This is a genomic window from Achromobacter sp. 01N37, assembly GCF_056399725.1.
Genome location: NZ_JBFTRX010000004.1, coordinates 379,642 through 397,414, shown reverse-complemented (window position 1 = coordinate 397,414; position 17,773 = coordinate 379,642). Strand labels below are relative to the sequence as shown.

The following is a 17,773-nucleotide window of genomic DNA, read 5'->3' as shown; positions in this document are numbered from 1 at the left end:
CCATGGCTAACTCTCCCAATCCCGGCCGCACCCGCACCGTCCAGCCCCTGGCTGAGACGCCGCAGCGCGCCTCCATCCTGAAGAAACTGCGTGCACGCCCCACGGTGCGCGGCTCTGCAATCGCGCTGGCCATCCTGGTGGTGCTGGTGGTGTTCGCACCCTTTTTCGCGCCGCAAAACCCGTATGACCTGGCCAACCTGTCGCTGCTGGACGGCCGCCTGGCGCCGCGCCAAGCTTTTATGGACGGCAGCATCGCCTGGCTCGGCACCGACGACCAGGGCCGCGACATGCTCAGCGCCATTCTGTATGGCCTGCGTATCAGCCTGATGGTGGGCCTGTCCGCCGTCGTGCTGGCCACCGCCATCGGCGGCGCGGTCGGCCTGATCGCCGCCTATGTCGGCGGCCTGGTCGACACCGTGCTGATGCGCATCGTCGACTTCATCCTGGGTTTCCCGACCATTCTCGTGGCGCTGGTGCTGCTGGTGGTGCTGGGGCGGGGCGTGGACAAGGTGATTCTGGCGCTGGTGCTGGTGCAATGGGGCCACTACGCCCGCATCATGCGCAGCCGCGCGCTGCAAGAGCGCCGCAAAGAATACGTGGAAGCCGCCGCCAACCTGGGCTTTCCGGCCTGGCGCATCATGGCGTTTCACCTGCTGCCCAACTGCCTGGGCCCCGTCATGGTGTTCGCCACCATTCAGATCGCCACCGCCATCGCGCTGGAAGCCACGCTGTCCTTCCTGGGCGTCGGCGTACCGATCACCGAGCCGTCGCTGGGCCTCTTGATCTCGAACGGTTTCCAATACCTGCTGTCGGGCGACTACTGGATCAGCTTGTTCCCGGGCATTGCCCTGCTGCTGCTGATCCTTTCCATCAACATCGTGGGCGACCGCCTGCGTGAAAGCCTGGACCCGCGACGAGCATGAGCGACATTCTTCTTGATGTGCGCGGCCTGCGCACTGCATTCCATACCGAAGCCGGCGCGTGGCTGGCGGTCGACGGTGTCGACCTGACTGTCCGCCGCGGCGAAATCGTGGGCCTGGTCGGTGAATCCGGTTCCGGCAAATCCGTCACGGGCTTCTCGCTGCTGGGTCTGATCGACCCGCCCGGGGAAGTCGTGGAGGGCGAAGTGAAGTTCAAGGGCACCGACCTGCGCAAGCTCACGGAAGAGCAGATGCGCCAGTTGCGCGGCAACCGCATCGCCATGATCTTCCAAGACCCGCTGATGACGCTGAACCCGGTGCTGCGCATCGGCGAGCAGATGATGGAAGCCATCCTCACGCACGAGAACGTGTCGCGCGCCGAGGCAGAGGAACGCTGCCGCGAAGCGCTGGCGATGGTGGGTATTCCTGCGCCTGAAAAGCGTTTGAAGAGCTACCCGCACGAGTTCTCGGGCGGCATGCGTCAGCGCGTGGCAATCGCCATCGCCATGCTGAACAAGCCTGATCTCATCATCTGCGACGAGCCCACGACCGCGCTGGACGTCACCATCCAGGGCCAGATTCTCTACCGCATGCAAGAGATCTGCCGTGAACACAACACCGCGCTTATCTGGATTACGCACGATCTGGGCGTGGTGGCCGAACTGGCCGACCGCGTGGCCGTGATGTATGCCGGCCGCATTGTTGAAAGCGGCCCGGTTGAACAGGTGCTGGCATCGCCGCGCCACCCCTACACCAAGGGCCTGCTGGATTCGATGCCCGGCGCCACGCAACCCGGCGCGCGCCTGCATCAGATCAACGGCATGGCGCCCAGCCTGGCGGGCCGCCCGTCGGGCTGTGCGTTCCGTCCGCGTTGCACCAAGGTTATCCCCCGGTGCACCGAACAAGCCCCCTCCGTTACCACCGAAGGTCCGCGCAGCTACCGCTGTTACGTGCCGATAGCCCGCGAGGCACAGCAAGCATGAGCCAAGCCGATACTCCCGTCATCGAGCTCAAGAACGTCCACAAGCGCTTCGAGCAGCGACCCGACCTGGCCCAACGCATCCTGGCCCTGACCGGCCGCCCCATCGACCGCCGCACGGTGTATGCCGTCAATGGCGTGGACTTGTCCATCAAGCGCGGCGAAGTGGTTGGCCTGGTGGGTGAATCCGGCTGTGGCAAGTCCACGCTGGGCCGCGTGGTTGCGGGCCTGCACCGCCAGACCGAAGGCGAACTGCTGTATCAAGGCCATGACGCCGTGCGCCTGCGCGGCGCTGAAAAGCTGGCGTATACGCTGGGCGTGCAGATGATTTTCCAGGACCCGCAAGCGTCCTTGAATCCGCGTCAGCGCCTGCGCCAGATCCTGGGCGAATCGCTGAAGGTCCACAAGCTGGCGCCGCCTGCCGAGATCCCGGCGCGCATTGACCAGGCGCTAAAGGAAGTGGGCCTGGACGCCGAATACCGCGACCGTTTCCCGCACCAGATTTCCGGCGGCCAACGCCAGCGCATCGGCATCGCCCGCGCGCTGATGGTGGCGCCGAAGTTCCTGGTGTGCGACGAGCCCGTGGCCGCGCTGGACGTGTCCATCCAGGCGCAGGTGATCAACCTGTTCATGGACTTGCGCGAACAGCACGGCTTTACGTATCTGTTCATCAGCCATGACCTGGGTGTGGTCAAGCACATCTCGGACCGCGTCGCGATCATGTATCTGGGCAAGATCGTGGAAATCTCCACGTCAGCCGAGATCTTCGCGCGCGCCAATCACCCCTACACTCAGGCCTTGATGGCCGAAGTGCCGGACGTGGCCCGCCGCGGCCGCAAGTTCACGCCGATCAAGGGAGAAATCCCGTCGCCGCTGAACCCGCCCCCGGGCTGCACGTTCAACCCCCGTTGCCCCCACGCCATGCCGCGCTGCCGCGAGCAGGCGCCGGTCCTGAAAGAAATCTCGGCGGGCCACTGGTCGGCCTGTCACCTGAACGAAGCGAGCGCCTGATGAAACCCTCCGACATGTCCAATGTGGACCGCATCGCCATCGAAATGGGCCATGCGGGCCGCAACACCATTCAGTACATCGACGAAGACCGCAATTCGGATCGTCCCTTCAAGCTGCAAACGTACCGCCCTTACGGCTACACGCCGGACCGCCCGGTCGTCATCGTGCAGCACGGCGTGCTGCGCAACGGCGATGAATACCGCGACTTCTGGGTTGAAGCCGCCGACAAGCACAAGCTGCTGATCGTGGCGCTGACGTTCTCGAACGAAATCTGGCCTGGCGTTGAAAGCTACAACAACGGCCGCGTGTTCTCGGCGGGCGGCAATCCGCGCCACATCGATGGCTGGACGTATGCGCTGGTGGGCAACGTCATCAAAGACATGATCGACGGTGAAATCACCGACGGCCAGAACGTCTACCTGTTCGGCCATTCGGCCGGCGGCCAGTTCGTGCACCGCTTGATGAGCAGCCAGTCGCACGCGCCGTTCAAGGCGGTCACGGCCGGCAACCCCGGCTGGTACACGTTGCCCACGTTCGATCACCCGTTCCCCGAAGGCATGGATGGCGTCGGCCTGACCGAAGAGCATCTGGTGAAGCTGCTGGCCTATCCGATGACGATTCTGGCGGGCGACCAGGACATCGCCACCGACGACCCCAACCTGCCCGCCGAACCCGCCGCCATGCGCCAAGGCCCGCACCGCTTCGCGCGCGCCAAGAACTACTACGAGTTCGGCAAGCAGGAAGCCGAGCGCCGCGGCGTGCCGTTTGGCTGGACGCTGCAAGTGGTGCCCGGCATCGGCCACGACGGCCGCGCCATGTCGGCCGTGTGCGCCAGCCTGTGGTTCGACGGCAAGATGCCCGACGACGCCGAACTGGCCCGCCTGGCTGGCCAGCAGGTCGCCTGATCGCCCTTTCTTTTTTCATTGCTGAAACCCGATACCGCCATGTCCAACACTCAGAGCACTGAACAGATCGTCGCTGGCATTCAAAGCTGGCTGCAATGCGAGTCGCCGTCGAACTTCCCCGACGGCATCGCCGCGATGGCGCGCATCATCGCCGACTACGCAGCCGCTGCCGGCCTGACCGTGGAGTTGTCGTCGCTGGGCCCCACCACGGGCCCGCTGCTGTACGCGACCAACCGCGCGCCGGGCGACACGCGCCCGGGCATCCTGATCCTGGCGCACATGGACACGGTGCATCCGGTGGGCACGCTGCTTGAGAACCCGGTGCGCATCGACGGCGACCGCCTCTACGGCCCGGGCAGCTATGACATGAAGGCCGGCATCTACCTGGCGCTGACGGCGCTGGCCGGCGTGGCGCGCCCCGGCGCAACGCAACTGCCGGTGGACTTCCTGGTGGTGCCCGACGAAGAAACCGGCAGCCACGCTTCGCGCGTGCACATCGAACGCTTTGCCGCCAACGCCAAGTACGCGCTGGTCTGCGAACCGGCCCGCCCGAACGGCGGCAAGTGCGTAACGGCGCGCAAGGGCACGGGGATGCTGAACCTGAACGTGAAGGGCCGCCCGGCGCACGCCGGCATGCAGCACGAGAAAGGCCGCAGCGCGATCCGCGAAATGGCGCACCAGGTGCTGGCGCTGGAAGCGATGACCGACTACGACCGCGGCATCACGGTCAGCGTGGGCACGATCGCAGGCGGCACCGTGACCAACACCGTGCCGGCCCTGTGCCGTTGCGTGGTGGACTTCCGCGTGCCGGACATGGGGGCCGCCGAAGACGTGCTGCGCCGGATGCGTGAGTTGTGCGCGGTGGGTCCGGACGTTGAACTGGACATCAACGTGGAACTGAATCGTCCGCCGATGGTGAAGACGGAAGCAGCTTCGGCACTGCTGGCGCTGGTGCAGGGTTATGCGGATCGGGCAGGCTTCCTGCTGGAAGACGCGCCGATGACGGGGGGTGGCAGCGATGCCAACTTTACGTCAGCGATGGGGATTCCGACGCTGGATGGATTGGGTGCTGATGGGGATGGGGCGCATACGTTGAATGAGTATGTGCTGGTGTCGACGTTGGAGCAGCGGTTGAAGTTTTGGGAATTGTTGTTGAAGGAATTGGCTTAAGGGTTTTCTGTTGGCGGGTGTTGGTTCTTTAGACGCCCGTGAGGCCGGCGCCCTGGGGTGCGCGGGGCAACGATTGCGGTCCGGAGCCTTCGCTCCGGATTGCCCCGTAGTCATCCTCTTTGTTGCCTGCGGCAACTGCCTTCGGATTCCCTCGGGCTTATCGACGCCCCGCGCACCCCAGGGCGCCGGCCTCACGGGCTCTGGTAGTTGCAATCTGACGTCAGCTGGGGCGATCAGGGTTCTTGAGGTTCTCGCCACGAGGATTTGGGTGGTGGAAGATTTTGCGGGGCCCGCCCCCGGCCGGCCGCGCGGGCGGCCTTTGGGGGCTTACGCGTGGTGGGACGTCGTCGCGGTGTTCGCTTCGCGTGTGGCGGCATTGCACAGGTTCTTCTTGATGGATTGCCGCGCTTTACCCATCCCGCGAGGCACGGTCACCCGTTGAACTCCGGCGCGGTGGCGCGCGACGGGTCGGCACGCGCAAGGCAGTGCCGGACGCGCGCCACCCTTCTACCCCCCAAAAACGTGCGGGGGGGACCACTAGCAAACGACTCCCCCACATTCGCGAAAGCGAACACCGCGCAAACGCCCACCACCGCGTATGCCGAGTAAGGCCGCCCGCGCGGCCGCCACTCGGCGGGCCCCGCAGCACTCGTCACTAAGGCACACCCTAGCAGCGCTACGAACCAAAACGACAGCAGCCCGTCGTCGGGGTGGGCGTGACGGCGCGCAACCTCGATGCGCCCGAGGGAATCTGAAGGGAAGGCCGAAGGCCTGGACGAAGATGACGAGGGGACGTCCGGAGCGAAGGCTCCGGACCGCAATCGTGGGCGCGCGCCGTCACGCCCACCCCGACGACGGGCGACCTACGAAGATCTACGACCATCCCCCCAAAGACACAACCATCCCGAAGTCTGACACCAGGAATTCACATCGCCTAGAATTCCCCATCCGTCTCTCATCCCGAAACATCATGTCCGCCGCCCCCATCAGCGCCATCGCCTACGGTCTCGCCACATTAGCCTCCGATGGCTCCGTCCTTGATACCTGGTATCCGCGCCCGTCGCTGGCCGATCACACGCCCGCTGCCGGCACGCGTCATCTCACGCCTGAAGAAGCGCGTGCTGCGCTGGGCGAGCATGTGCCGACGGCGCTCATTCGTGACACGCGCCGCAAAGTCGATATCGTTGCGGTCCGCACCGCCATCGCCTCGCTGGATGAACCGCCCGCCGACGCGCATGACGCCTACCTCCGGCTGCATCTGCTCAGCCATCGTCTGATCCGCCCGCACGACGCCAACCTCGATGGCTTGTTCAGCGTGTTGTCCAACGTCGCCTGGACGTCTGTTGGCCCTTGCGCCGTCGATCAAGTGGATGCGCTGCGCTGGCAATTGCGCGCCACCGGGCAGACGCTGGAAATCCGCGGCGTGGACAAGATTCCCCGCATGACCGACTACGTCGTGCCTGCCGGCGTGCGTATCGCTGACACCGCGCGCGTGCGGCTGGGTGCGCACTTGTCGCCCGGCACCACCGTGCTGCATGAAGGCTTCTGCAACTTCAATGCCGGCACGTTGGGCGCCTCGATGGTTGAAGGCCGCATCAGTGCAGGCGTCATCGTCGACGACGGCAGCGACATCGGCGGCGGCGCGTCCATCATGGGCACCATGTCGGGCGGCGGCAAACAAGTCGTGTCCATCGGCAAGCGCTGCCTGTTGGGCGCGAATTCCGGCATCGGCATTTCGTTAGGTGACGATTGCGTCGTGGAAGCCGGCTGCTACATCACCGCCGGCACGCGCGTACTGACGCCCGAAGGCGCCGTCGTGAAGGCCGCCGCACTCGCCGGCCAACATGGCCTGCTGTTTCGCCGCAACTCGCAGACGGGCGCGGTGGAAGCGCTGGTGCGCACGGCGGCGTGGGGCACCTTGAATCCGGCGCTGCACTCCGGACATTGAACGGAAAGTCCAAATGGAAAAGGGCCGCGAAGTCAGCGGCCCTTTCTTATTTCCCGAACATCAAGCGCGCCCGTTACGCCGCTTGCGGGGATGTACCGCTCAGGCGTATTCCGCCGTCTGTCCCAACTGGTCGTACACCAGGTTCACCAGCAGATCGGAGCTGAGAATCCGCGTGCCCAGGCACGAAAACACGGTCTTGCCGCTGTCGTCTTGCAGCGTGATCGTCTCGGTCCAATCGTTCAGGTCGATGCGTTGCAGCGACTCGAAGGACCAGGTCATGCCATCAATGTGCAGGCCTTCGGCCGACAGGGCCAATTCCTGCGTTTGCAGGCTGGGGAACTCACCGGCCTCGATATAACGGAACGTCACACGCTCGCCTTCCGCGATCGCAGCTTCCAGCACCGGCAGGCGTTGCGCGACGTAGCGCGAGCGGAACGCATCCATGAACTGGGCAAACTCGCTGACGTCGCCGGACACAATGGTCCAGTCCTGCGTCGCGTGCGTGCGGTAGGCAAATTGGTTGATAGAACCTGCCGTGGCGTCCGGCCCGGAGGCGAACAGGCAAAGGTCCAGAACATCCGCGAACGCGGTGTATTGACGTGCGTCGCCTTGTTGGCGAACCACACCTTTGTCATGCAATTCAAAGCAAACCGGGGCGCTCCCCGTGTGCGTAAACACCGCCAATGCGTCTGAGACCTGCGGGGTTTTGCTATCAGTCATGCAACTTCCTTATCAAGTTGGGGTGCTTTCGCGGCCCAGGACGTCGCAAAGTCATGCGACACGCATTCTCCCCTATATGGGCGAGGCGTGCTTGATGACCCCAATATATCGCTCGTTTTCGGCCGTTTTTGACCCAATTACCTTGCCAGACGGGCAAATGCGTCATTCACCCGGTGGGATCGGCGTGAACGGATAGTGCGTCACATCGCCCCTGCCCGCGATGATCGCGGTGGCCTCCGGCACTTCTTCCCACACACCGGGCATCTCGCTCAGCGGTTCAGACAGCAACAGGAAGGCGCTGTCGTCCAGCGTCGCGAGTTGCGGATTGTCGGGATAGAGCTCGCGCAGATGCCGCACGCAGGTGTTGTGGAACAGCGTGCGTGAATCGCCTTCGCTGGAATAGCGCACCGCAATCAGCCGTTCGCCATCCAGCGCGCACACGGTCATGTTGATGGGATGCGCCACGCCGTGTCGGCGGCCCGTCTCTTCCACCGCGCCCACCATGCGGGCCAACGCAGGGATGGGGTCTTCCTCCAGCCCGAACGTCAGCGCCAGCAGGAACATGACTTCGGAATCGGTGGACCCTTCCAGCGACCCGAAGTACGCCGGCGCAATCATCAGCATCAAGTCGCGGCGCAGCAGCGGATAGTCGCGGATAAGGCCGTTGTGCACGAACAGCCACTGTCCATGCCGGAACGGATGGCAGTTGGTTTCTTGCGCGGGCGTGTCGGTGGCCGCGCGGATGTGCGCCACAAACAAGGATGCGTGAATCGCACGCGCGGCTTCGCGCAGATTGCGATCGTTCCACGCGGGGTGCACGCTGCGGTAGCGAAAGGGCGCATCCGGCGGCACATCAGCCTGCGGCCGCCCATACCAGCCCAGCCCGAAGCCGTCGCCATTCGTTGTGGTTGCGCCCAGCCGCGAATGCAGGCTCTGGTCGATCAGCGAGTGCTTGGCCTTGAACAGCACACTCTCCATCTGCAGGGGACTACCGGTGTAAGCCAGCCAACGACACATGATGCGCTCCTTCAAGACAGACTGCCCAGTGTAGGAGCCACCTGCAATTTTCTACAAGCTTGCGTGACCACGCCCCGGCATAGTGTCCCCTTTCCCGATCACCCCGGAACCGCATCTTGAATACGCCCTCATCCGTCCCCGCCCTGCAACAGGGTTTTTCCAGCGACAACATCGCGGGCGCCAGCCCTGAAGTCATGGAGGCATTGCTGCGCGCCAATGCCGGTCAGGCCCCCGCCTACGGCGCCGATGACGGCTCGCTGCGCGTGCAACGCAAGCTGGCCGAGATCTTCGAACATGACGTCGAGGTGCTGCTGGTGCCCACCGGCACCGCCGCCAACTCGCTCAGCCTGGCCGCCATGACGCCGCCCTGGGGCGCCGTGCTGTGCCACACGCAAAGCCATATCGCCAACGATGAATGCGGCGCGCCGGAGTTCTTTACCAACGGCGCGCGGCTGATGCTGCTGGGTGGCGAGGCCGCCAAGATCGACCCGGTGCAGTTGGCGGCCGAAGCGCGCCGCAAAGTGGGCGACGTGCATTCCGTGCAACCGTCGTGCGTCAGCATTACCCAGGCGACCGAAACCGGCAGCGTCTATACGCTGGACGAGATCCAAGCCATTGGCGGCATCTGCCGCGACGCGGGCTTGCCGCTGCATATGGACGGCGCGCGCTTTGCGAATGCGCGGGTCAGCCTGGGCTGCACGCCGGCCGAGATGACGTGGAAGGCGGGCGTCGAAGCGCTGTCGTTTGGCGCAACGAAAAACGGCGTGCTGGGCGCCGAGGCCATCGTGCTGTTCAACCCGGCGCGCGCACGCGAACTGGCGTTTCGCCGCAAGCGTGGCGGCCATCTGTTTTCGAAGATGCGTCTGCTGTCCGCGCAGATGGAAGCGTATCTGACCGACGATTTATGGCTGAAGAATGCGCGCCAGGCCAACGCCATGGCCACGCGGCTTGCCGCGGGCATGCAAGGGCTGCCGGGTGTCACGCTGCAAGGCTCGGCCGACGCCAACATCCTGTTCTGCCAATTGCCGGCCCACGCCATCGAGGGCCTGCTGGAGCAAGGCTTCCGCTTCTATTACGACCGTTGGGGCCCGGGCGTGGTGCGCCTGGTCACGTCGTTCGCCACGCAGGAACAAGAGGTGGATTACTTCCTGTCGGCGTTGCGCGCGCAGGTGGCTTAGCGTTGGGTGCCCGCCCTTATGCGGCGGGCTGATACGCGGAGGGCGGCGCGCCGTAAGCCATGCGGAACGCTCGGTTGAAATGGCTTTGATCGTAGAAGCCCACGTCCGCCGCCACTTGTGCCACCGACACGCGGGACGTGGCCAGCGCGGCGCATGCGCGTTCCAGCCGCAGGCGGACCAGCCACGCATGCGGCGTCAGTCCAGCGGAATGCGTGAAGCGGCGCAGAAACTGAAAGCGGCTCAGCCCGCATAGCCGCGCCAGATCGTCCAGTGCGATCTTTTCGCACAAATGCGCCTGACAGTAGTCATGCACCGCGCGCAGATGCGCCGCCGACAACCCGCCCCGGATTTCCTGGGGTGACACGGCGCCGGTGCGCGCGAACAACGCGCCCATCAACGCCAGCGACTGCGACTCCTGCGCCAAAGGCTCATCCGGGGCGCCGGACATCCATGCGCTGTGCAGCGCCATGAAGCGGCCGGCCAGCGCCGCGTCTTCCACCAGCGTGCCGAAGAAGCGCTCGTTGGCAGCCGCCCCCGACACATCTTCAATGAAGCTGCGCATCAGCTCGGCAGATAAGCGGAACGTTTTCAACGTGTAGGCCGTGCCGTAGTCACTGACCCCCGCGCCGTCGTGGATTTCGCCTGGCGGCATCAACGCGATGCCGCCCGGGCCCAGCAGAATGCTCTTGCCGCGGAACCGCTGGCGCTGCACGCCTTGGGTGACAAGACCGATGTGATAGTCCACATGGTAGTGGCGGTCGAACTCGAATTCACTGAAGCGCGCTTGCCCGAGCACCAGGCCAGGGGTGCCGGGAACAGGGTGGTATCGGACGTCGTCTTTCATGGCCCCGCCATCCCTATGCGTGCGTTATTTCTTGAGCAAGGCCTTCAGCATCGCCATGCGCTCTTTGGGATTCATGGCGGCTGTGGCCTCGTCTTCCTGGATGCGCACATCGCCCAGGCCCATTTCTTCGATAAAGCGCGACGGCTCGCGCACCAAGTCTTCGCGCGCACGTCGGCGGCGCTTGCACCAGCTCAGGTTCAAGCTGCGTTGCGCGCGCGTGATGCCCACGTACATCAGCCGGCGTTCTTCCTGGATGCGTGACGCCAGGTTCTCGGCCGCACGCGCCGGGTCGCCCACTTCGTCGTCTTTACCCAGGTGGGGCAGCAAGCCCTCTTCCACGCCGGCCAGATACACGTGCGGATACTCCAGACCTTTGGACGCATGCAACGTCGACATCTTGACGGCGTCGGGCTCGTCTTCTTCGCCGCGTTCCAGCATCGTCACCAGCGCCACGTGCTGGACCAGATCGAAGAGCGACATGTTGTCTTCTTCGGCCTTGCGCTTGAGCCAGCCGGTGAGCTCCAGCACGTTCTGCCAGCGCGTCTGCGCGGGGCGTTCTTCGAACAGCTCGAACAGATGGCGCTCGTACTGGATGGCTTCAACCAGATCGTCCAGGATGACGCCCGCCGGTTCGGCCGGCGCGGCGTCCTTGCCCGATGCCGCGCCACGGCCGGCGCGCCACTGCATGCGCCGGATGAATTCCGCGAACGTGCGCAGGGGTTCCAGCTGGCGCGGGGCCAGCAGGCTTTCAATACCGGTTTCGGCCACGGCCGACAACAAGGACTGCTCGCGCGTGGCCGCGTATTGGCCCAGCACCTGCAAGGTCGCCTGACCGATGCCGCGCTTGGGCGTGGTGGCCGCACGGATGAACGCGGGGTCGTCATCGTCGTTGGCCAGGAGCCGCAGATACGCCAGCACATCGCGCACTTCGGCCTTGTCGAAAAAGCTCTGCCCGCCCGAGATCGTGTATGGAATCTTCAGGTTGCGCAGCGCCTGCTCCAGAATGCGCGACTGATGATTACTGCGATACAGAATGGCGAAATCTTTCCACTGCGCCTGACGCTCGAAGCGCGAGGCCGAGACCTTCATGGCGATGGATTCCGCTTCCTGCTCTTCGCCGTCCATCGCCGACACCAGGATCGGTTCACCCACGCCCAGCTCGGACCACAGCTTCTTTTCGAACAGCTTGGGATTCTTTTCAATGACCTGGTTGGCGGCCGCCAGAATGCGCTGCACCGAACGGTAATTCTGTTCGAGCTTGATGAGCTTGATGTTGGGGTAATCGGTGGTGAGCTTGGCCAGGTTTTCAATGGTGGCGCCGCGCCAGGCGTAGATGGCCTGGTCGTCGTCGCCCACCGCCGTGAACATGGCGCGCGAGCCCGTCAGCAATTGCACCAGCCGGTATTGGCACACGTTGGTGTCTTGATATTCATCCACCAGCAGATAGCGCACGCGGTTCTGCCAGCGCGTGCGCACTTCTTCGTTGCTGGCCAGCAGCAAGGCGGGGATGCGAATCAGGTCATCGAAATCCACCGCCTGATAGGCCGCCAGCGTAGCGGCGTAGCTGCGGTAGACATTGGCGGCTTCGACGTCGCCGGGCGTCACGGCTTCGCGCGCGGCGTCGTCCGGTTCCAGCAACGCGTTTTTCCACAACGAGATAATGCCCTGCACGTGGCGCAGGCGCGCCTTGTCGGTGGTGGCCAGCAGTTCCTGGATGATGGACATGGCGTCATCGGCGTCCAGGATGGAAAACGTGGGCTTGAGCCCTGCGTTGCGCGCTTCTTCGCGCAGCATCTTCACGCCCAGCGAGTGGAACGTGCTGATGATCAGGCCCTTGGACAGCTTGCGGTCGACCAGCGTCTTCACGCGTTCGTCCATCTCGCGCGCGGCCTTGTTGGTGAAGGTCAGCGCCACCACGTTGCGGCCCATGTAGCCGCATTCACGCAGCAGATAGGCGATCTTCTGCGTGATGACGCGCGTCTTGCCGCTGCCCGCGCCGGCCAGCACCAGACAGGGGCCGTCAAGGTACAACACCGCCTCTTTCTGGGCGGGGTTCATACCTAGAGCAATGGTTTCGCTAGCGGACATTTTTGAGTGGGATGGTCATGCAGTGCGGGGGGCCGCCAGTTTGCGCTGACGCCCGTGTTGCTGGCGTCGTCATGCGGTGGCGGCCGCGCCAGCGCGATAGAGGATGAAGATCATAGATCAATCAGTTGGAGCACGCATCGGTACAGACCGAGGGGTCAGATCTCCAGCGGATCGACCTCCAGTTGCCAACGCACGCGCGCTTCGTTGGCGATGTAAGGCAGGTGGTGCGACCACGACGCCAGGAAGGCCTGCAAGGCCGGCCGGCTGCTGCTTTCCACCAGCAACTGCGCGCGCTCGATGTTCGCCACGCGCACCACGCGCAGCGGCACGGGGTCATACAGCATGATGGCGTCCAGGCCCGGAAAGTCCGCCGCCCATTCGCCTTCTGGCAATACGCGGGCGCGCTCCAGGAAGGCCTGCGCCACCTTCAGCTCGCGCGCTTCAGCGGTCAGCAGCGCCTGATACACAAATGGGGGCAGGCCCGTGCTTTCGCGTTCATGCAGCGCGTGGCGCGCAAAGCCCGCGTAGTCGTGACGCAGCAGCGCCTGGTAGACGGGCTGCTCGGGGTAGCCCGTCTGAATCAGCACCTCGCCGTTGCCTTGATGGCGGCCGGCACGGCCCGCCACTTGCATCAGCTGCGCGAACAGGCGTTCGGGCGCACGAAAATCGTGGGCGAACAGCATCGAATCGGAATTCAGCACGCCCACCAGACCCAGCCGCGCAAAGTCATGGCCCTTGGCCACCATTTGCGTGCCAACCAGGATATCCACATCGCCCGCATGCACCGACGCGAAGAGGGCCTCGGCGCTGCCCTTCTTGCGCGTGCTGTCGGCATCGATACGCAGAATGCGCGCCTCGGGGAACAGCTCGGCCAGATGCTCTTCGACACGCTGCGTGCCACGGCCCATCGGGGCCAGATCCTGGTCGCCGCATTCGGGGCAGGCGCGCGGCACCGGCGCTTGGTAACCGCAGTGGTGACATTGCAGGCGATGGCCGCGGCCGTCCGTACGGTGCAACACGGTAAACGCGGTGCACCGCGGGCAATTGCTGACCCACGCGCACGACTGGCAATGCAGCACGGGCGAATAGCCGCGCCGGTTCAGGAAGATCAGCGACTGCTCTTTGCGCTCCAGGCGCAGGCCGATGGCCTCCAGCAGTTGCGGCGACATCCCGTGCTTCATCTGTAGCCGGCGCGTGTCCACCAGCCGCATGGACGGCAGCGTGCTGGACCGGGCACGGCCCGGCAGCGTCAGGCGCAGGTACCGGCCGCGCTCCGCGTGCTGCCAAGTTTCCAAAGACGGCGTAGCCGACCCCAGCACCACGGGAATGTTCAGGTCATGCGCGCGCCACACGGCCAGGTCGCGCGCCGAATAGCGCAGGCCATCTTGCTGCTTGTAAGACGCGTCATGCTCTTCGTCCACCACGATCAAGCCCAGCTTGCTGAGCGGCGCGAAGATCGACATGCGCGTGCCCAACAGCATGCGGGCGTCGCCGCGCTGGGCGCGGGCCCAGGCTTGCAGGCGTTCGCCATCCGACAGCCCGCTATGCATGACGGCCAGCCCATCCGGCCCCACCAAGGCTTCCAGGCGCGCACGCAATGCGCCTTCCAGCTGCGGGGTCAGGTTGATTTCGGGCACCATCAGCAGCACCTGCCGCCCTTGGGCCAACACTTTTTCGGCCGCCCGCAGATAAACCTCGGTCTTGCCGCTGCCCGTCACGCCATGCAGCAACACGGGTTTGAACCCCGTCAGCGCGCCGATGGTATCCACCGCAGTGCGTTGCGCGTCGTTCAATTCCGGCGGCTGATCGGCTTTGGCGGGCGCGCGCGCCGCCTTGCGCTTGCGGTTGTCCAGCCGCGCCACCGGGCCGCCTGCCGAGCGCTTGCCCTGATACGCCGTCGGCTTGCGCAGCGGCGGCGGCAGCGTTGGCAACATCACCTCGCCCAGGGGCCGCTGGTAGTACTCGGCCGCGAAACGGGCCAGGCGCAGCCAGTCCTCGTCAAAGGGGGGCAGGTCGTCAAGCACCTGCTCGATGGGCCGGATCTGTTTCGGGTCGAACGAAGGTTCGGCCGGATTTTCCACCACCACCCCGATCATCTTGCGCCGCCCGAAAGGAACGATGACCCGCAAGCCCACGGGGACCGGCGCATCGCTGCGGTAGTCGAAGGGGCCGGGCAACGGCACGTCCAGCGCCACGCGCACCCAGCAAACGGCTGCGGGAGTCGGCATAGACGGCAGTTCAGACATGGATGCTCGGAAGGATCATGGGGCGGGAGTCGCCTGCAAGGCGGAAAAGGACAGGGGAATGGCGCGGCCGGGCAATTGTCGCCCGGCGGCCGTCGCTTGCTCCAGACCCGCCTGTGGATAACTTTGGGGAAAAGGCTGGAGCAACATCAAATTTTGGAATAAGCCTAGATTGCGCAGCACGGTGCAATCCGGTGGAAAACTCAACTTTAAGCTTTAAAAACAATAGCTTAAGGCAGCTTCCAAGATTGTAAACCAGGTTATAAAGGGTTTTCCCCGAGCGAAATCTTGCTGTGCACAAGTGCTCGCCGGGGCCCTCAAACTTCGGCCCTTCGGACCGAAGCGTCCACTCACTTACCCCCGCAGCGAGCGGCTGTGTTGGTGGACTTCGTCGACCAATTCGGCTACCGCTTCTGGCGGAGTGAAACGCGAAATGCCGTGTCCCAGGTTGAACACGTGGCCGCCCTTGCCCACCGGGCCGAAGGCATCCAGCACGCGGCGGGCTTCCGTGCGAATAGCCGGGCCGCCACCGAACAGCGCCATCGGGTCCAGGTTGCCCTGGAAGGCCACGGAGTCACCCGTGCGGCGGCGCGCCGCCGCCAGGTCAACGGTCCAGTCCAGGCCCACGGCGTCGCAACCGCAAGCGGCGATCTGCTCAAGCCATTGGCCGCCGCCCTTGGTGAACACGATGACCGGCACACGGCGGCCTTCGTGTTCGCGGGTCAGGCCGGCCACGACCTTCTTCGTGTAGGCGAGCGAGAATTGCTGGAACAGGCCATCAGCCAGCACGCCGCCCCAGCTGTCGAACAGCATGACGGCCTGCGCGCCCGCAGCAATCTGCGCGTTCAGATATTGCAGGGTGGCTTCGGCGTTGATTTCCAGGATGCGATGCAGCAGGTCAGGACGCGAATACAGCATCGTCTTGATCAGGCGGTAATCGTCGCTGCCCTTGCCTTCAACCATGTAGCAGGCGATGGTGAACGGGCTGCCGGCAAAACCGATCAGCGGCACCTTGCCGTCCAGCTCGCGCCGGATGACGCTGACGGCGTCGAACACATAGCGCAGCTTGTCCATGTCAGGCACGGCCAGACGGGCCACGTCTTCTTCGGTGCGCACCGGGTGCGCGAAGCGCGGGCCTTCGCCTTCCGCGAAGTCCAGGCCCAGGCCCATCGCGTGCGGCACGGTCAGGATGTCCGAGAACAGGATGGCTGCGTCCAGGTCAAAGCGCGCCAGCGGCTGCAATGTGACCTCCATGGCGTAGTCCGGATTTTGAGCCAGGCCCATGAAGGAACCTGCGCGCGCGCGCGTGGCGCGGTACTCGGGCAGGTAGCGACCCGCCTGGCGCATCAGCCAGATCGGGGTGTAGGGCACGGGCTCGCGCAAGAGCGAGCGCAAGAACACATCGTTCTTCAAGCTGGAAGCAGACACGACTATCCTCGATGATCGGAAGCCGTGATTTTACTTCCCCTAGCTGACAAGGCGCGGCCAGCCGGAAAGCATGGTTTGTCGGGCCTCAAGACCGGTGCGCAAGACGCGGTTTGCCGCGCGATGTTCACCGCACAATGTTTGCCGCGCAAGGTTCACCACGCGATGTTCACCACGTAACGTTCACCACGCATCGTTTGCCGCACAACTCATCCCAACAGCCGTCGCACGTGCGCGGCATGCCGGTACGGCGCGGCTTCGATGCCGTGCTTTTGCATCAGTGCCCAGAAGGCGCGCCGATGCTTGGCGCAAGCGCGGGCCGCCTGCGCCACGTTGCCGCCATGCCTGGACAGCGCGCGGCAAATGTAATCGCGCTCAAACCCATCCACCACACGCGCTTTGGCCAGACGAAACGATTCCTGCGCGGAAGGATGGCGGGGGTCTCGGCGCGGGTCTGGCTGCGGGTCTGGCTGCGGGTTCAGTCGCAAATTTCGCCGGTCGTCGTGCCGGTCGTTGTGCCGTAGGTCGTGCCGAATGTCTTGCCGCGGGCTGCGTCTGGAATAGCCATCCCACTCCAGCACCCCCGCCAAGGCATCCTCCAACACGTCCACAGATACTCGCGGCCTTGCGGCATCCCTTAGGGCCGCAGACCCGCTGCCTGCGGCGTGATAATCGGCTGGCGGCTCTTGCACGCCCGCCTGCAACGCCTGCCGCCAGAGCAGTGGCCGGCCCAGTCGCCCCAGCCGCACACGCATGCTTTCCAAACACGCCGGCTGCGCCATGAAGTCGGCCGCGCCCAAACCGAGCAGGTCTTCGATGGCGGGCGCTTTCATGCCGTTCATCAACAGCAGGATGGGCGTCGTCAGCAACGCCCCGGCTTGCGACAGCGCCATGCGCGCCCACGCCACCGAAGACGGAGCAACGGGAAGGATGCAGCTGTCATAACGCCGCAGCGAGACCGCAAGCCGCGCCAAGGCCTGCACGTCTTGCGAAGTGTCTGGCGTGGCCCGCAAGGGATCGGGCGGTGCCGGCGCCGGGGCGTCTTGCACAGCGGCCGCCAGGGGGGCCAACGGCACCAGGTGCAGCCGGATGCGTGGCAGCCCACCCCGATGCAGGGCCACCCACTCGCGCATGTCATCTTCGTGGCCGGGCGCCAGCAGCACGCCGCAATCCAGGACTTTTCGCACGCTTCCCCCTTTGGCTCAATTGGCAAAGTTGAAGGCTACTGGTGCAAAACCGGGCCAGCTATTCGTATCGAACGCATTGCGGTCGCCCCGCCGGGCGATGCAGATAAAAACGTCATCCCCTCGCCGCAAACCGTGCGC

Annotated in this window: 14 protein-coding genes; 7 read left to right on the top strand and 7 right to left on the bottom strand. The window is 64.8% G+C overall.

The window, feature by feature from the left end; translation table 11 throughout:
* The first annotated feature begins 2 nt into the window (after window positions 1–2).
* The 6 genes from AC1DSJ_RS10740 to dapD all read left to right on the top strand — a co-directional run bounded on the left by AC1DSJ_RS10740 (window position 3) and on the right by dapD (window position 6,933).
* On the top strand, window positions 3–923 hold the full coding sequence (locus AC1DSJ_RS10740; RefSeq protein WP_054421237.1) for an ABC transporter permease: 921 nt from the start codon (window positions 3–5) through the stop codon (window positions 921–923).
* Window positions 920–1,903 carry an ABC transporter ATP-binding protein gene (locus AC1DSJ_RS10735; protein ID WP_054421236.1) on the top strand — a complete coding sequence of 328 codons (984 nt, stop codon included), beginning with the start codon at window positions 920–922 and terminating at the stop codon, window positions 1,901–1,903. Before AC1DSJ_RS10740 ends, AC1DSJ_RS10735 begins: the two co-directional genes overlap by 4 nt.
* Window positions 1,900–2,910, top strand: coding sequence for an ABC transporter ATP-binding protein (locus tag AC1DSJ_RS10730; RefSeq protein WP_054421235.1), 1,011 nt, complete (start codon window positions 1,900–1,902; stop codon window positions 2,908–2,910). The genes AC1DSJ_RS10735 and AC1DSJ_RS10730 overlap by 4 nt, the downstream gene beginning before the upstream one ends.
* Entirely contained in the window at window positions 2,910–3,815 is a 906-nt protein-coding gene (locus AC1DSJ_RS10725; RefSeq protein WP_054421234.1) for a prolyl oligopeptidase family serine peptidase, read from the top strand. Before AC1DSJ_RS10730 ends, AC1DSJ_RS10725 begins: the two co-directional genes overlap by 1 nt.
* A gap of 39 nt (window positions 3,816–3,854) precedes the next feature.
* Window positions 3,855–4,985 (top strand): M20 family metallopeptidase, encoded by a 1,131-nt coding sequence (locus tag AC1DSJ_RS10720; RefSeq protein ID WP_054421233.1) that lies wholly within the window; start codon window positions 3,855–3,857, stop codon window positions 4,983–4,985.
* Window positions 4,986–5,955: 970 nt separating this feature from the next.
* Window positions 5,956–6,933: a 2,3,4,5-tetrahydropyridine-2,6-dicarboxylate N-succinyltransferase gene (dapD, locus tag AC1DSJ_RS10715; protein ID WP_054421232.1), complete on the top strand. Its 978-nt coding sequence runs from the start codon at window positions 5,956–5,958 to the stop codon at window positions 6,931–6,933.
* Window positions 6,934–7,032: 99 nt separating this feature from the next.
* On the opposite strand, the gene AC1DSJ_RS10710 is transcribed toward dapD, so the two are convergent.
* Window positions 7,033–7,653 carry a hypothetical protein gene (locus AC1DSJ_RS10710; protein WP_054421231.1) on the bottom strand — a complete coding sequence of 207 codons (621 nt, stop codon included), beginning with the start codon at window positions 7,651–7,653 and terminating at the stop codon, window positions 7,033–7,035.
* 162 nt (window positions 7,654–7,815) lie between these two features.
* Window positions 7,816–8,670 carry a class II glutamine amidotransferase gene (locus AC1DSJ_RS10705; protein ID WP_441371415.1) on the bottom strand — a complete coding sequence of 285 codons (855 nt, stop codon included), beginning with the start codon at window positions 8,668–8,670 and terminating at the stop codon, window positions 7,816–7,818.
* Between the two features lie 116 nt (window positions 8,671–8,786).
* Between AC1DSJ_RS10705 and AC1DSJ_RS10700 the strand changes: the two genes are divergently transcribed.
* Complete coding sequence (locus tag AC1DSJ_RS10700; protein WP_441371414.1) at window positions 8,787–9,848, top strand: threonine aldolase family protein; 1,062 nt, start codon at window positions 8,787–8,789, stop codon at window positions 9,846–9,848.
* A gap of 16 nt (window positions 9,849–9,864) precedes the next feature.
* On the opposite strand, the gene AC1DSJ_RS10695 is transcribed toward AC1DSJ_RS10700, so the two are convergent.
* The 5 genes from AC1DSJ_RS10695 to AC1DSJ_RS10675 form a co-directional block, all read right to left on the bottom strand.
* The gene (locus AC1DSJ_RS10695) at window positions 9,865–10,692 is read right to left on the bottom strand and encodes a helix-turn-helix domain-containing protein (protein ID WP_441371413.1); all 828 of its coding nucleotides are present in this window, start codon (window positions 10,690–10,692) and stop codon (window positions 9,865–9,867) included.
* A gap of 24 nt (window positions 10,693–10,716) precedes the next feature.
* The gene (locus AC1DSJ_RS10690) at window positions 10,717–12,780 is read right to left on the bottom strand and encodes a UvrD-helicase domain-containing protein (protein WP_054421227.1); all 2,064 of its coding nucleotides are present in this window, start codon (window positions 12,778–12,780) and stop codon (window positions 10,717–10,719) included.
* 155 nt (window positions 12,781–12,935) lie between these two features.
* On the bottom strand, window positions 12,936–15,026 hold the full coding sequence (locus AC1DSJ_RS10685; protein WP_175170564.1) for a primosomal protein N': 2,091 nt from the start codon (window positions 15,024–15,026) through the stop codon (window positions 12,936–12,938).
* 351 nt (window positions 15,027–15,377) lie between these two features.
* Window positions 15,378–16,451, bottom strand: a complete 1,074-nt coding sequence (hemE, locus tag AC1DSJ_RS10680) for a uroporphyrinogen decarboxylase (RefSeq protein WP_054421225.1) — start codon at window positions 16,449–16,451, stop codon at window positions 15,378–15,380.
* 206 nt (window positions 16,452–16,657) lie between these two features.
* A complete protein-coding gene (locus AC1DSJ_RS10675) occupies window positions 16,658–17,635 on the bottom strand; it encodes a helix-turn-helix domain-containing protein (RefSeq protein WP_441371412.1) in 978 nt (325 codons plus the stop codon).
* Window positions 17,636–17,773: the final 138 nt, after the last annotated feature.

Bases quoted from the DNA above. Each gene is read 5' to 3' on its own strand.
- AC1DSJ_RS10695 (WP_441371413.1), bottom strand. From the start codon at position 10,692: ATGAAAGACGACGTCCGATACCACCCTGTTCCCGGCACCCCTGGCCTG.
- AC1DSJ_RS10730 (WP_054421235.1), top strand. From the start codon at position 1,900: ATGAGCCAAGCCGATACTCCCGTCATCGAGCTCAAGAACGTCCACAAG.
- AC1DSJ_RS10740 (WP_054421237.1), top strand. From the start codon at position 3: ATGGCTAACTCTCCCAATCCCGGCCGCACCCGCACCGTCCAGCCCCTG.
- AC1DSJ_RS10690 (WP_054421227.1), bottom strand. From the start codon at position 12,780: ATGTCCGCTAGCGAAACCATTGCTCTAGGTATGAACCCCGCCCAGAAA.
- AC1DSJ_RS10735 (WP_054421236.1), top strand. From the start codon at position 920: ATGAGCGACATTCTTCTTGATGTGCGCGGCCTGCGCACTGCATTCCAT.
- AC1DSJ_RS10720 (WP_054421233.1), top strand. From the start codon at position 3,855: ATGTCCAACACTCAGAGCACTGAACAGATCGTCGCTGGCATTCAAAGC.
- AC1DSJ_RS10725 (WP_054421234.1), top strand. From the start codon at position 2,910: ATGAAACCCTCCGACATGTCCAATGTGGACCGCATCGCCATCGAAATG.
- AC1DSJ_RS10705 (WP_441371415.1), bottom strand. From the start codon at position 8,670: ATGTGTCGTTGGCTGGCTTACACCGGTAGTCCCCTGCAGATGGAGAGT.
- AC1DSJ_RS10685 (WP_175170564.1), bottom strand. From the start codon at position 15,026: ATGTCTGAACTGCCGTCTATGCCGACTCCCGCAGCCGTTTGCTGGGTG.
- dapD (WP_054421232.1), top strand. From the start codon at position 5,956: ATGTCCGCCGCCCCCATCAGCGCCATCGCCTACGGTCTCGCCACATTA.
- AC1DSJ_RS10710 (WP_054421231.1), bottom strand. From the start codon at position 7,653: ATGACTGATAGCAAAACCCCGCAGGTCTCAGACGCATTGGCGGTGTTT.